Origin of the sequence: Paenarthrobacter sp. NyZ202 (assembly GCF_049860755.1) — a bacterium.
GTDB lineage: Bacteria > Actinomycetota > Actinomycetes > Actinomycetales > Micrococcaceae > Arthrobacter.
Genome location: NZ_CP187556.1, coordinates 1761949 through 1776349 on the forward strand (window position 1 = coordinate 1761949; position 14401 = coordinate 1776349).

14 protein-coding genes are annotated in these 14401 nt (G+C 64.8%); 8 read left to right on the top strand and 6 right to left on the bottom strand.

Going from position 1 to position 14401, the window contains the following annotated elements:
* Positions 1-7 precede the first annotated feature (7 nt).
* From ACPFL9_RS08155 to xerD, 7 genes are all read left to right on the top strand, one after another.
* Entirely contained in the window at positions 8-268 is a 261-nt protein-coding gene (locus tag ACPFL9_RS08155; RefSeq protein ID WP_426006927.1) for a hypothetical protein, read from the top strand.
* A 3-nt stretch (positions 269-271) separates the two neighbouring features.
* Positions 272-1084, top strand: a complete 813-nt coding sequence (locus ACPFL9_RS08160; protein ID WP_426006928.1) for a TlyA family RNA methyltransferase — start codon at positions 272-274, stop codon at positions 1082-1084.
* 13 nt (positions 1085-1097) lie between these two features.
* On the top strand, positions 1098-2168 hold the full coding sequence (locus ACPFL9_RS08165; protein ID WP_426006929.1) for an NAD kinase: 1071 nt from the start codon (positions 1098-1100) through the stop codon (positions 2166-2168).
* 3 nt (positions 2169-2171) lie between these two features.
* Positions 2172-3911 carry a DNA repair protein RecN gene (gene recN, locus ACPFL9_RS08170; RefSeq protein WP_426006930.1) on the top strand — a complete coding sequence of 580 codons (1740 nt, stop codon included), beginning with the start codon at positions 2172-2174 and terminating at the stop codon, positions 3909-3911.
* A 141-nt stretch (positions 3912-4052) separates the two neighbouring features.
* Positions 4053-5798, top strand: coding sequence for a CTP synthase (locus ACPFL9_RS08175; protein WP_426006931.1), 1746 nt, complete (start codon positions 4053-4055; stop codon positions 5796-5798).
* Positions 5799-5826: 28 nt separating this feature from the next.
* The gene (locus ACPFL9_RS08180) at positions 5827-6489 is read left to right on the top strand and encodes an NUDIX domain-containing protein (protein ID WP_426006932.1); all 663 of its coding nucleotides are present in this window, start codon (positions 5827-5829) and stop codon (positions 6487-6489) included.
* Positions 6490-6491: 2 nt separating this feature from the next.
* Entirely contained in the window at positions 6492-7451 is a 960-nt protein-coding gene (gene xerD / locus ACPFL9_RS08185; protein WP_426006933.1) for a site-specific tyrosine recombinase XerD, read from the top strand.
* Positions 7452-7475: 24 nt separating this feature from the next.
* Here xerD and ACPFL9_RS08190 read toward each other — a convergent pair whose 3' ends face one another.
* Complete coding sequence (locus tag ACPFL9_RS08190; protein WP_426006935.1) at positions 7476-8189, bottom strand: hypothetical protein; 714 nt, start codon at positions 8187-8189, stop codon at positions 7476-7478.
* Positions 8190-8245: 56 nt separating this feature from the next.
* Here ACPFL9_RS08190 and ACPFL9_RS08195 point away from each other — a divergent pair, with 56 nt between their 5' ends.
* Entirely contained in the window at positions 8246-8740 is a 495-nt protein-coding gene (locus tag ACPFL9_RS08195; protein WP_426006936.1) for an 8-oxo-dGTP diphosphatase, read from the top strand.
* Between the two features lie 97 nt (positions 8741-8837).
* Here the strand turns inward: ACPFL9_RS08195 and ACPFL9_RS08200 are convergent, their stop codons facing one another.
* The 5 genes from ACPFL9_RS08200 to ACPFL9_RS08220 form a co-directional block, all read right to left on the bottom strand.
* The gene (locus tag ACPFL9_RS08200; protein WP_426006938.1) at positions 8838-9977 is read right to left on the bottom strand and encodes a bifunctional 2-methylcitrate synthase/citrate synthase; all 1140 of its coding nucleotides are present in this window, start codon (positions 9975-9977) and stop codon (positions 8838-8840) included.
* A gap of 62 nt (positions 9978-10039) precedes the next feature.
* Positions 10040-10948: a methylisocitrate lyase gene (gene prpB, locus ACPFL9_RS08205; protein ID WP_426006939.1), complete on the bottom strand. Its 909-nt coding sequence runs from the start codon at positions 10946-10948 to the stop codon at positions 10040-10042.
* Entirely contained in the window at positions 10949-12469 is a 1521-nt protein-coding gene (locus ACPFL9_RS08210) for an MmgE/PrpD family protein (protein ID WP_426006940.1), read from the bottom strand.
* A gap of 10 nt (positions 12470-12479) precedes the next feature.
* On the bottom strand, positions 12480-13133 hold the full coding sequence (locus ACPFL9_RS08215) for a GntR family transcriptional regulator (protein ID WP_426006941.1): 654 nt from the start codon (positions 13131-13133) through the stop codon (positions 12480-12482).
* 71 nt (positions 13134-13204) lie between these two features.
* Positions 13205-14317 carry a class I SAM-dependent methyltransferase gene (locus tag ACPFL9_RS08220; RefSeq protein WP_426006943.1) on the bottom strand — a complete coding sequence of 371 codons (1113 nt, stop codon included), beginning with the start codon at positions 14315-14317 and terminating at the stop codon, positions 13205-13207.
* Between the last annotated feature and the right edge of the window lie 84 nt (positions 14318-14401).

Below are 14401 nucleotides of genomic sequence, written 5' to 3' on the forward strand. Positions count from 1 at the left end.
TGGTGCAATGACCGAGCCCAGCACCCACCCGGATTCTGCCGGCGAAGATCATGGGGCGCGGTGGCCCGGTGGAGCCGAACCCACAGGTGACGCTGCCGTGGACCAGGTTCTGGGCCTGCTGGGGGCCGTACCTGCTGCGGAGGTCGCGGACCATGCCGGTCTTTACGGGGCTGTCCATGATGCCCTGATGGAGGCCCTGGATGCTGAGCCGGGCATGCCTCCGACCGGTCACATGAACCCTGAAAGAGCTTTGGAAGGCGACAGCTGAAGCATGGCAAGACTTGATCAGGAACTCGTCTCCCGCGGGTTGGCGAGGTCCCGGACCCATGCTGCGAAGCTGATCGGTGACGGCAAGGTCAGCTCGGAAGGCGTGGTCCTGGCAAAGGCGGCGTTGCAGGTCGATGCCGGGGTCCGGCTTGACGTTGAGTCGCACCTCGAGGATGTCTATGCCAGTCGCGCAGGCCACAAACTGGCCGGGGCCCTGGCGGCTTTTCCCGCTGTTACGGTGGCGGACCGCCGTTGCCTGGACGCGGGCGCCTCCACCGGCGGTTTTACGGACGTGCTTCTGCGCCAGGGAGCGGCCCAGGTGGTGGCGGTGGACGTCGGACACGGCCAGCTGGTGCCCGCCCTGCGCGATGACGCCCGGGTTGAGGTCCATGAGGGCCTGAACGTCCGGTACATGGCACCTGGACAGATCGGCGGGGAGGTCTCCCTGACAGTCGCGGACCTGTCCTTCATCTCCCTGACCCTCGTCCTGGAACCGTTGGCCGCCTGCACGGAGCGCGGCGGTGACCTGGTGCTGATGGTCAAGCCGCAGTTCGAGGTGGGCAGGGAGCGGTTGAGCCGTACAGGGGTGGTTACCTCGGAGGTTGAACGACGCCGGGCGGTCGCCCAGGTGGCCCGGGCCGCGGTTGACGCGGGGCTGGAACTTCGGGGCCTGGCGGCCAGTCCGTTGCCGGGGCAGGACGGAAATGTTGAATACTTCCTGTGGATGACACGGAGGATGTCGGCGGAGTTGCCTAAGATCGAAGAGCGGGACGAGGACGTTGCTGCGCTGATGAAGAACCTCTGGCCAAACGACTAGAAAGCAGAACCCGATGAGCAGGCATGTACTTGTCCTTGCCCACACAGGGCGGGAGGATTCGCTCCGCGCGGCGTGGGATGCCTGTACGCAGCTGCATACGTCCGGGCTGGTGCCGGTGCTCCAGAAATCCGAACTCGTTGATGTGGAGCGCTTCTTCGGGGCCTTGGACACCCCCATTGAGATCCTGCATGACGACGTCAGCCTTGAAGATGTCGAACTGGTCATGGTCCTCGGTGGCGATGGCACCATCCTGAGGGCCGCAGAGCTGGTCCGCGAGGTTGATGTTCCCTTGCTGGGCGTCAACCTGGGCCATGTCGGTTTCCTGGCCGAAAGCGAGCGGGCAGATCTTGCCCAGACGGTGGAGTGGATTGCCAGCCGGCAGTACACCGTGGAAGAACGCATGACCATCGATGTCCAGGTGTGGATCAAGGGACGGAAGATCTGGCACACGTGGGCACTCAATGAGGCGGCCATCGAGAAAGCCAACCGTGAGCGCATGCTGGAGGTCGTCACGGAGGTGGATGAGCGCCCCCTGACATCCTTCGGCTGCGACGGCGTGGTGCTGGCGACGCCCACGGGGTCAACCGCCTACGCGTTCTCTTCGGGCGGGCCCGTGGTCTGGCCGGAAGTTGAAGCGTTGGTGATCGTGCCGATCAGCGCCCACGCCCTGTTCGCCAAGCCCTTGGTGGTGTCGCCGCGGTCCAAGCTGGCCGTGGAGATCATGAACCGAACGGATGCACTGGGCGTGCTGTGGTGCGACGGGAGGCGCTCCGTTGACCTCCCTCCGGGCGCCCGCGTGGAAGTGACCCGTTCGGCCCGTCCGGTCCGTCTGGCCCGCACCCACAACACACCGTTCTCCGCCCGCCTGGTCCGCAAGTTCCAGTTGCCCATCCATGGCTGGCGCGGGCCGGCGCCCCGCAGCGGCGAAGTCCACACCGGTCCCATTCCGGTCATCAGAACCCCCTCGCCTGCCCCTTTGCCGAGTCCGCCGGAACCCCACCGGCCGGTCGGCAACACCGTGGATACCGGCGTGTCCGGAGACCCTGGGCACGGTGAATCCTCCGACCCCACGAATGCGAAGTGAAGCATGCTTGAAGAACTCCGAATCCGTGATCTGGGCGTCATTACCGATGCCTCCCTGCCACTGGGCCCCGGCCTCAGCGTCGTGACCGGTGAGACCGGCGCCGGCAAGACCATGGTGGTGACCGCCGTCGGGCTTCTCCTGGGTGCCCGGTCGGACGCCGGTGCCGTTCGAAGCGGTGCCAAGTCTGCCTCCGCGGAGGCCGTCCTGAAGCTTGACCCCCACCACAGTGCCGTGGAGCGCACCAAGGAGGCCGGCGGCGAAGCGGAAGAGTTCGACGGCGTCGCCGAACTCCTGCTGGCCCGTACCGTGGGTGCCGACGGGCGCAGCCGTGCTTACGTTGGTGGCCGGGCCGCGCCTGTGGGCGTCCTGGGCGAGTTGGGTGAGAGCCTGGTAGTGGTGCACGGGCAAACCGACCAGATCCGGTTGAAGGGCGCCGCCGCGCAGCGCCACGCCTTGGACAGGTTCGCCGGGGCTTCGTTGGCGAAGTCGTTGGGGGAGTACCAGGAACTTTACGCCCACTGGAATGCCATCCAGTCTGAACTGGACACTCTCCGGAGTGAAGCCCGGGAGAGGCTTCGCGAGGCTGAATCGCTGGATGCCGCGTTGACCGAAATCGATGCGGTCGATCCCCAGCCCGGTGAGGATGAAAGCCTCAAGGCCGAGGCCGTCAAGCTCGCCAACGTCGAGGAGCTTCGGCTGGCGGCGGCAGCAGCGCATGAGTCCCTGATCGCCGAAGAATTTGGCGAGAGCGGTGATGCCACCTCACTGGTGGACGCCGCCAAGCGGACGCTGGAGCATGTGGCCGAACATGATGAAGCCCTTGGTGCGGCGGCAGCGCGTCTGGCGGAAGTCGGCTTCCTTCTCAACGACATCGCGGGAGAACTGTCCAGCTATCAGGCTTCGCTGGACACGGAAGGTCCGGAACGGCTGTCGGAGATTGAGGAGCGGCGTGCCGCCCTTGCCAAGCTGATCAGGAAGTATGCCCCCAGCATCGATGAGGTCCTGGAGTGGGCGGCCGCCGCCAGGGTCCGGTTGGACGAGTTGCAGGACGACTCCAGCCGGATTGAGGCCCTTGACGCCGAGGTGGCATCGACGGAAGCGAGGCTTGCCAAGCAAGCTGCGGCCATCACCAAGGCAAGGACCAAGGCCGCCAAGGATCTTTCGGCACGGGTCAGTGCCGAGCTGAAGGCATTGGCAATGGCCGACGCCACCTTGGTCATCACCATCGAGGACACCGGCTCCTTGGGTCCGTGGGGTTCCGACGACATCGCCTTCCTCCTGCAGCCCCACTCCGGCGCTCCTGCGAGGCCGCTGGGCAAGGGTGCTTCCGGTGGTGAGCTTTCGCGGGTGATGCTTGCCATCGAGGTTGTCCTGGCTGCTGTGGACCCGGTCCCGACCTTCGTTTTCGATGAGGTGGACGCCGGTGTTGGTGGCCGCGCCGCCGTCGAAATCGGCCGCAGGCTTGCCATGCTGGCCCGGCACGTCCAGGTCCTGGTGGTCACGCACCTGCCGCAGGTTGCCGCCTTCGCCGACCAGCACATCCGCGTAACCAAGACCTCGGTGCGTGGCAAGGACGGGAAGACATCCACGGGCTTCACGTCCAGCGATGTCCAGCTGCTCGATGAGGAGGAACGCGTCAGGGAACTGGCCCGCATGCTCGCGGGCCAGGAGGATTCGGAATCAGCCCGGGCGCATGCCCAGGAGCTCCTGGACGATGCGAAGCTGTTGCCGCAGAGTGCCTGATGCCGCTGATGCGGGCCGGCGGGCTGCGACCACAATCACAACCAGCGTGCCGGTCCCTTGCCGCTCTTGATTGAATGCGCACTTACGGGCCACTATGGACCATTTGGGGAATCCGGACAGGACGCTTGGAAGGCGTAATTGATGATAAGCTCGAATTCCGTGGTGCAGCGATCAAATTCCCGTGTAAATTCCCGGTTCCCGGGTTCGTCCAAGACGACCAAACACATCTTCGTCACCGGTGGTGTGGCGTCCTCGCTCGGTAAGGGTCTGACGGCTTCCAGCCTCGGCCACCTGCTGCGGGCACGCGGTTTGTCTGTAACTATGCAGAAGCTCGATCCCTACCTGAATGTGGATCCGGGCACGATGAATCCCTTCCAGCACGGCGAAGTTTTCGTGACGGACGACGGCGCCGAGACCGATCTCGACATCGGACACTACGAGCGCTTCCTCGACGAGAACCTTGAGGGTTCGGCCAACGTGACAACTGGCCAGATCTACTCCACGGTGATCGCCAAGGAACGCCGTGGCGAGTACCTTGGAGACACCGTCCAGGTCATCCCGCACATCACGGATGAGATCAAGCGCCGTATGCGTCTTCCTGCCGAGGGCAAGAACGCTCCTGACGTCATCATCACTGAAATCGGCGGTACGGTGGGCGACATCGAGTCGCAGCCCTTCCTTGAATCGGCCCGCCAGGTACGCCAGGACATCGGACGCAGCAACGTGTTCTTCCTGCACGTTTCGCTGGTACCGTACATCGGCCCGTCGCAGGAGCTGAAGACCAAACCAACGCAGCACTCCGTGGCTGCATTGCGGTCCATCGGCATCCAACCCGAAGCGATCGTGATCCGTTCGGACCGCGAGGTTCCCGAAGCCATGCGCGAGAAGATCGGACGCATGTGCGACGTCGATATCGACGCCGTGGTCAACGCAGCCGATGCTCCCAGCATTTACGACATCCCCAAGACCCTGCACTCGCAGCAATTGGACTCCTACATCGTCCGGGCCCTTGACCTGCCGTTCAAGGATGTCGACTGGAGCAAGTGGGACAAGCTGCTTGAAGCGGTGCACAACCCCAAGCACCAGGTCGAGATTGCCCTGGTGGGCAAGTACATTGACCTTCCGGATGCGTACCTCTCCGTGACCGAGGCCCTGCGTGCCGGCGGCTTCGCCAACGAGGCCAAGGTCAAGATCCGCTGGGTCCCCTCGGATGAATGCGAAACCCTGGCCGGCGCCACCAAGTCCCTGGCCGGCGTGGACGCGATCTGCGTGCCCGGCGGCTTCGGTATCCGCGGTCTTGAGGGCAAGCTGGGTGCGTTGAAGTTCGCCCGCGAAACCAAGCTTCCGGTCCTGGGGCTGTGCCTCGGACTGCAGTGCATGGTGATCGAATATGCCCGCAATGTGGTTGGCCTGGAGGGTGCCTCCTCCAGCGAATTCGAGCCGGACTCCAAGTTCCCGGTCATTGCCACCATGGAAGAGCAGCTGGACATCGTGGAAGGCAAGGGAGACCTGGGCGGCACCATGCGCCTGGGCCTCTACGAAGCCAAGCTCGATGAGGGCTCGGTAGTGGCGGAGACCTACGGAACCACGACGGTCAGCGAACGCCACCGCCACCGCTACGAGGTCAACAACAAGTACCGTGACCAGATCGCAGCAGAAGGCCTGGTCTTCTCCGGCACGTCTCCTGACGGCAAGCTGGTGGAGTACGTGGAACTTCCCCGCGAGGTGCACCCGTACTACGTCGCTACGCAGGCACACCCGGAGCTTAGCTCCCGTCCCACGCGTCCCCACCCGCTGTTTGCAGGCCTCGTGAAGGCTGCGCTTGAGCGTCGTGAGGGTGCAGCCGTGGCAACGGACACCGGTGCCCGCGCGGTAGCTGCCAAGTAAATACACCACCAGAGAAAAGGACGGCGCGATGCCCGGTATTTCTGAAACTTCCAGCACGGCACGGCAGGTTTCGGACGTACCGAGCCCGCGCCGTCTTGTGTCTTCCAACAAGGTCTACGAAGGCCGCATCTGGGATGTGGTCAGTGATGCTTTCCAATTAAGTGAGGACACGGGCACGCTGGTCCGCGACTACATCGACCATCCGGGCGCCGTGGCTGTCCTGCCCATGAACGTGGACGGAGACATCCTGCTGCTGAAGCAGTACCGCCACCCCGTGGGGATGGACTTGTGGGAGATCCCGGCCGGCCTGTTGGATGTCGAGGGCGAGGACTTCGTGGCCGGCGCGGCCCGTGAGCTTGCCGAAGAAGCCGACCTCGTGGCCTCCACCTGGAACGTGCTGGCCGATTTCTTCAATTCGCCGGGTTCTTCCAGCGAGGCGGTCCGCATTTACCTGGCCCGCGGGCTCTCCGATGTTCCTGAGGCGGACCGGCATGTCCGGACTGATGAAGAAGCCGAGATTGAACTTCGCTGGGTGCCGCTGGATGACGCCGTCCGGGCGGTGCTGGAAGGCCGGCTCCACAACCCCTCGGCCGTGCTGGGCATTCTGGCTGCCGCGGCGGCGAAGGCGGACGGATTCGCCGGACTCAGGCCCGCCAACGCGCCCTGGCCCGCGCACCCGAGCCAGCGCTGAGCATGGCCGAGGCCGCCACCCGCGCAACCACGGCCATTGACCGCGGGATCACCGACTACCTACAGCATGTCGGTGTGGAGCGTGGCCTGGCCGCCAATACCCTCGCAGCGTACAAGCGGGACCTGGCGCGGTACGCCAATTATCTGGCGTCCCACGGCGTGGTCAGGCCCGGGGATGTGACGCGGCACCACGTCACAGGATTCGTGCAGGCGCTTTCGGACGGCTCGGACGGGGCGGCTGCACTGGGAGTCCGTTCCGCTGCGCGCACCGTGGTGGCCGTCCGCGGCCTTCACAAGTTCTGGGCTTTGGAGGGAACCACGACGGCGGACCCCGCCACCGATGTCCACCCGCCGATGCCGGGCAGACGGCTTCCGAAGGCCATCAGCGTCGATGAGGTGACCCGCATCCTCGAGGCAGCGGGCACCGATTCCGCAACGGGACTGCGTGACAGGGCATTGCTGGAGTTCCTTTACTCCACAGGTGCCCGTATCAGCGAGGCCGTGGGACTCGACGTGGACGACGTCACGCTGGAGGGGACAGAAGATGGCCCTGCGATCGTCCGGCTGTTTGGCAAGGGATCCAAGGAGCGGCTGGTGCCGCTGGGCTCCTATGGAGCGCGTGCGGTGGCTGCCTATGTGGTCCGCGGACGTCCGTTGCTGGCTGCCAAGGGCAAGGGCACCCCTGCCCTCTTCCTGAACGCCCGGGGAGGGCGGATCAGCAGGCAAAGCGCGTGGACCATCTTGAAGGCAGCGGCGGAGAAAGCCAGGATCACCAAGGATGTGTCACCCCACACGCTGCGCCACTCATTTGCCACCCACCTTTTGGAAGGCGGCGCTGACGTGCGTGTGGTCCAGGAGTTGCTGGGCCATGCTTCGGTCACCACCACGCAGGTCTATACACTGGTGACGGCCGACACCCTTCGCGAGGTCTATGCCGCGGCTCACCCGCGCGCCTTGGGGTGAGTGGCGCGTGAGCCACGCCCGGTGTCAGGCCAGCACGCTGAAGGTCAACTCGACGGCATCGACGAACACGGCCAGGAGGGATGTTCCCAGCCCCGCGACCAGCAGCAGCCCGGGGTGGGCGAGTCCCACGACGACCCGCTTGAGCCGGGGCCGGCGCTTGAGGAATTTCCTGGGTACCCGGGTTCGCACCGGGATCTGCCGCCATCCGCGGAGCCTGCGCAGGAACCATGCACAGCGGATGATGAACGCCATCCAGAGGACAGACAGGACCAGCGGGACGGCGGCCAGCATGAGGTTGAAGCCGAGTGCGGTGACTTCCTTCTCGGAGTCGCCTATGACGGACTGGACCGTGGTGGAGATGGAGGCGCTCATCACCACGGATGCTGCCCACACCATGAAGGCCGCCACCAAGGCCAGGAACCGGACGAAGAAGTGGCCGAACACGGTGGCGTCCACGGCTTTCAGGTGGCTTCGTGGAGTCGCGTGAAGCACTGCCACGGTGGCAACCAACGTGGGCAAAGCCGCAACGAAGACCAGCAGATACCACGTCCATCCGGCCAGGTCGACGACTTCGTCCAGGACGATCAGCCCTGACCAGGCCAGCGTCCACGCCCACCCGGCGTAGAGCGGGTGTGCCACCACCCGGTCCGGCAGCCAGGCGTCGTCCCGGTCCCGCGTAGGTGCAGCCTGGGCCGGTGCCGCGTCCATGGCGCCCGCTTCGCCCCCAACTTCAGTCATGCGCTCACTGTAGCAATGGCGCACCAGGTGGAGGAGTTGGGGTTAAGGTAGGCAGCATGACTGCAGCCCATGTGACACTCTGTTTCCTCCTCCGCGACGGTGCGGACGGCGAACACGTCCTCCTTGGTACCAAGAAGACGGGCTTCGGCCGGGGCAAGGTAGTCGGCGTCGGCGGCCACGTGGAGGTGGGGGAGACCGCGATCGAGGCCGCTTGCCGGGAAGTGCTGGAGGAGATCCATGTGGTGGTCGAGCCGCGGGACCTGGTTCCCGCCGGTACGGTCGATTTCATGTTCCCGGCCAGGCCGGAGTGGAACATGGCAACCACTGTCTTTCTGACGCGTGCGTGGCAGGGGGAGCCGTCCGAGAGCGACGAGATCGCACCGGAGTGGCACCCGGTGTCCAGCCTCCCCGTGGACCGTATGTGGGCCGACGCGGAGCACTGGCTGCCGGCAATGATTTCGGGACAAAGGATTGCCGTCACGGTTGACCTGGCTGAGGACAACCAGAACGTGGCCGGGGTCCGGACAACGGCGTGGGTGGAGCACGCCTGATCGTCCTTCGACCTGTCCGGGTTAAATCACGACGGCGGGTTGGTCGCCTGAAGTGACCAGCCCGCCGTCGTGGGTACTGCCGTGCGGCAGGGACGCCCTACGGTACGTGGCGTTCCTCCGGCCCGTTGTACTCGCTCAGTGGACGGATCAGCGAGTTCGCGCCGAGTTGTTCCATGATGTGGGCCGTCCAGCCAGTGATGCGGCTGGCCACGAAGAGCGGCGTGAACGTTTGGGTGTCAAAGCCCATGAGGTGGTACGTGGGCCCGGCCGGGTAGTCGAGGTTCGGCTTGATGGCCTTGGCCTCGTCCATGGCCTGTTCCAGCCCGTTGTACAGCCCCAGGAGTTCAGGTCGCCCGTAGTGGGCGATCATCTTGTCCAGGGCGGCCTTCATGGTGGGAACACGGGAGTCGCCGTGCTTGTAGACCCGGTGTCCGAAGCCCATGATCTTTTTCTTCTGCGCCAGGGCGTTGTCCATCCAGGTGCGTGCCCGCGCAGCGGCTTCCTCAAGCGTTTCTTCGCTGCGGATGCCGATCTCGTCGAAGGTGTGCATGACGGCTTCGTTGGCGCCGCCATGCAGTGGGCCCTTGAGCGCACCGATGGCAGCGGTCACTGCCGAGTGCAGGTCGGACAACGTGGACGTCACCACCCGTGCCGTGAAAGTGGAGGCGTTGAAGGAATGCTCTGCGTACAGGATCATCGAGACGTTGAATGCCTCAACCACCTCATCCACGGGATCTTCGCCGAAGGTCATCCAGAGGAAGTTGGCCGAGTAGTCAAGGTCATCGCGGGGTTCGATCGGTTCCTGCCCACGCCGGCGCCGCTGGTCGTAGGCCACTACCGCAGGCATTGCCGCCCACAGATCCACGGCCTTCTTCATGTTTGCCTCAACGGATGAGTCCTCGGCAAGCTCGTGCCTCGCACCCAACACCGACGCCGCGGTCCGGCACACGTCCATGGGGTGTGCAGAGGTGGGGAGGGTGTCGATCACTGACTTGACCACGGGATCCAGCGCACGTCCGGCGCGCTCGCGGGCGGTGAACTCCGCCAACTGTGCCTCATGGGGCAATTCCCCGTTCCACAACAGGTACGCCACTTCTTCGAAACTGCACTTGGCGGCCAGTTCCTGGACCGGATAGCCGCGGTACAGCAGGGAGTTCGTCTCCGGGTTGACCTTGGATACCGCGGTGTAGTCCACCACGACTCCGGCGAGGCCTTTCTTGATGTCTTCAGCTGCCATGCTGAACTCCTTCGTTCTTGTGCAGGCTACGGGAGCGCCGTTGCCTGCGTCCCCTGGTTGGGTTACTGGCGGGCGCCAGGAACCTGGAAGTTGAAAACGCCGGTATCGAACTGGTTATACGCCTCGTAATCCACGAGCTCATAGAGACGTGCGCGCGTGAGCATGTCCTGCACGTGTGTCTCCTGGGTCCCCGCAGCCTTGATCGTTTCCAGAGTACGCTCTGCAGCGCCCATGGCAATGCGCAGGAGGGTGACCGGGTAGATGACCATGTTAACGCCGACGTTCCGGAGCTGATCCACCGTGAAGAGGTCGCTCTTTCCGAACTCGGTCATGTTGGCCAGGATGGGCACGTCCACGGCGTCACGGATGGCCTGGAACTCCTCCAGGGTTGCCATGGCTTCGGGGAAGATCGCGTCGGCTCCGGCGTCCACCAGGGCTTTGGCGCGATCCTGCGCGGCCTTCAGTCCTTCCACTGCACGGATGTCGGTGCGGGCCATGATGAGGAAGTTCGGGTCCCGGCGGGCGTCGGCGGCGGCGCGGATGCGCTTGGTGGCGGTGTCGAGGTCCACGACGTTCTTGCCGTCCAGGTGGCCGCAGCGTTTGGGGTTGAACTGGTCCTCGATGTGGCAGCCGGCGAGGCCTGCGTTTTCGAGTTCCTGGATGGTGCGGGCCACGTTCATGGGCTCGCCGAAGCCCGTGTCGGCGTCAACGATCGAGGGCAGGTCCGTCATGCGGGCGATCTGCCCTGCCCTTGTGGCGACTTCGGTGAGGGTTGTCAGGCCGATGTCGGGCAGGCCGAGGTCGTTGGCCAGGACGGCGCCGGAGATGTAGACCCCGGCGAAGCCCTTTTCCTCGATGAGTCGTGCCGAGAGCGGGTTGAACGCGCCGGGGAACTGCTGCACAGTCCCGGAGCTGAGCAGTTCCCGTAGTTTGACCCGCTTCTGTTCGGGTGTGCTTTTGGAGTACAGCATCTAGAACAGTCCCTGGGGAGCGCTGATGAGGTCGATCACGCCGGGGGCGGCGGTGATGTTGAGCTGGTCCAGTTCCCCGGGTCCGAGTTCGGTGACGCGTTCGACGGCGGTGAGGAACCTTTCGATCTCGGCCTCTTCCACGAGCCCGGCGGCGAGGGTGCGGAACTTGTTGACGTACTGTTCACGGGCGAACGGCCGGGCACCGAGGGGGTGCGCGTCAGCTACGGCGATCTCGTCGGTGATGACCGTGCCGTCGGTCAGGGTGATTTCCACGGAACCGCCGAAGGCCTTCTCCGCGATGTCCAGCGAGTGGTACCGGCGGGTCCACTCCGGGTCTTCGACCGTGGTGACTTTGTGCCAGAGTTCAACCGTGTCCGGACGGCCGGCGCGTTCGGGGGCGTAGGAGTCCACGTGGTGCCAGACGCCGTCCTGCAATGCGACGGTGAAGATGTACGGGATGGAGTGGTCCAGGGTTTCCCGGGATGCGGTGGGGGAGTATTTCTGCGGGTCGTTCGCACCGGAGCCAATCACGTAGTGGGTGTGGTGGCTGGTCTTGATCAGCACGGAGGCCACGTTGGCGGGGTTGGTGGTTTCGGGGTGCTCGCGGTTGAGCTTGCGGGCGAGGTCGATCCAGGCCTGTGCTTGGTATTCGGCGGAGTGTTCCTTGGTGTAGGTGTCCAGGATCGCCCGCTTGGCCTCGCCCTTCTCCGGCAACGGAACTTCGTAGGAGGCCTCGGGGCCGTCCAGCATCCACGCGATGACGCCGTCTTCGCCTTCATAGATCGGCACCGGGGAGGTCTGGCCACGCATGGCCCGGTCGGCGGCCTCCACGGCCATCTTGCCTGCAAAGGCCGGGGCGTGGGCCTTCCAGGTGGAGATCTCGCCCTTGCGGGACTGGCGGGTGGCGGTGGTGGTGTGCAGGGCCTGGCCGACGGACTGGAAGATGGTCTCCACATCCAGGCCAAGAAGCGTGCCGATACCCGCAGCGGCGGACGGGCCGAGGTGGGCCACGTGGTCGATCTTGTGTTTGTGCAGGCAGATCGCCTTGACCAGGTTCACCTGGATTTCGTAGCCGGTGGCGATCGCCCTGACGAGGTCGGCGCCGTTGGAGCCCACGTGCTGGGCCACGGCCAGGATCGGGGGGATGTTGTCGCCCGGGTGCGAGTAGTCCGCGGCCAGGAACGTGTCGTGGTAGTCCAGTTCGCGGACCGCCACACCATTGGCCCAGGCAGCCCACTCCGGAGAGACCCGCTCCTCAATGCCGAACACCGAGGCGCCCTTGCCCCCTGTGCTCGGAGCGTGGGTCAGGGCCTGGGCGCGGGCAGCAACGATCGGTGCCCGGTTCAACGACGCCACCGCCACGGAAGCGTTGTCGATGATCCGGTTAATCACCATGTCCGTCACCTCCGGCGTGACGTCCACGGGATCCGCGGCGACCACCGCGATCTTATGGGCCAACTGCTCCTCACGGGGCAGGTTCTCCTCGGATTTGTAAACACGGACATGATGGTTCCGGACCATGGTTCTCCTTCTAGTGGGACGTTCTTGTGGCCAAGTGGGCAGTCTTGACATGGGTAAGGCTGCGGTGCAAGTGGACTGTTGTGGCGGCTTCGGCAAGCCGTGGATTGCCGGCCGCTATCGCCTCGGCAATGGCTGCGTGCTCGGCAGCTGCTGCCGACAGCCGTGCGGAGTCGTCGGCAGCCAGGCGCCGGACCCGGGCTAAATGTACGCGGAGGCTGCGCATGGCCTGGGCGAGGTAGGTGTTGGCTACGGCAGTGTCGATTGCCTCATCAAGCTTGCCCACCAAGGCGTAGTAGTCGTGCCGTGCAGGGTCGTTGTCGCTGAGCAGCCCGGGAGCCAGGATCAGTTGGGCATGAAGTTCGGAGAAGACGCCAGGCTCGCCACGCTCCGCTGCAAGGGCGGCAGCCCGCACCTCCAGCGTCTCGCGCAACTCGAAGAGTTCATCGATGCTCTCAAGCGATATATCGGTGACCACAACGCCCCGGCCACCTGCCGCCGTCGTCAATCCTTCGGCGGTGAGACGGCCCAGTGCTTCCCTGACCGGGGTGCGTGAGACGCCGAGCCGGGCCGATTGCTCCACTTCTGCAAGGACCGTACCCGGGCGGAGGCGCCATTCGAGGATGTCCTCCCTGAGGGCGTTGTAAGCCCGGTCACTGGCGCGCATGCCATCAGTGTATACAAACGGTGCCAATTATGGCCAGCATACCGTTTGAATTGGGCTCTATGTATACAACGCTACTCGGCGATGAAGTAAACGTTGAAGGGATCCTCGTCCAGATACATGGCGGCAACGTTGGCGAAGCCTGCCTCAGCCAGCATGGTCGCAGCCAGTTCCCGACCCCATACGGTGCCCAGCCCGACTCCGCCCTGCCCCAGCGAAACCGCCATGCAATGGAAGGTCGAGACGGCGTAGAGGAACGTGGCCCACGGCAGGGAAGTGTTCTCTTCAAGGTTGCTCGAAGCATTGATGTCCACCATGAGGAATGTCCCTCCGGGTTTCAGGGCGGCCCGCACCTGCTGCAGGACCGTGCCTGGCTGGGCCTGGTCGTGGATCGCGTCAAAGGCCGTTATCAGATCGAACTCCTGATCCCGCCCGAGTCGTGCGACATCGCAGTATTCGAAGCGTACGTTGGTGAGTCCGAGCGTTGTGGCTTCTGCAGCGGCCGCTTCCAAAGCAGCATGGGAAAAGTCGAACCCGGTGAACGAACTCAAAGGGAATGCCGCTGCCAGCAGGTTCATGGCATGACCCTCGCCGCAACCAATATCCGCCACGGAGATTCCCGTTCGCAGTGCAGCCTCCCGGCCGGTCAGTGGCATGATCCGGTCCAGGAGGGCCGCGTCGTTCACCGCGGCGCTCTCCGCAGCCATGACGTGATGGAACTGTGGATAGTCGCTGTAGAGCGTTCCGCCGCCATGACGGAACGCCTGCACGATTTGGGGGCCCACCGCGCCCAGGAGCGGGACGTACTGGAGCGTGCGGGCCAGGTTGTCCGTTCCTGTCCCTGTCACCAGTGGAATGTACTCAGGGCGAAGATGATACGTGGCTTCTGCGGGCCGGTAGTCGATGAAGCCGGCCGACACCATGCCGCCCAACCATTCCCTGACGTACCGCTCCTCGAGCCCGGCCGCGTCCGCCACAAGCCTGCTGGGAGCCGCGGGCAACGCCGCCATGACCTCAAACAAGCCGGTCTGGTGTCCAAGGACCACCAGGAGCGCCGCTGATGAATCGTTGAGGATGTCCAGGAGTCTCCCGGCGGCTTCCTCCGGTCCTGATGGAGGCTTTGGGGACTCCTCCTGTGGCCGGGGCCGGGCATCGGGGGTGGCTTCAAAAGGCTGGGTACTTCCCATGGCTGGTTCTCCGCTGGCGGGGGACGGCCTTTCCGTCCGGAACCCTTGGTTTCACCGTAGGGCGGAGAGGGGCCGGGCCGCATC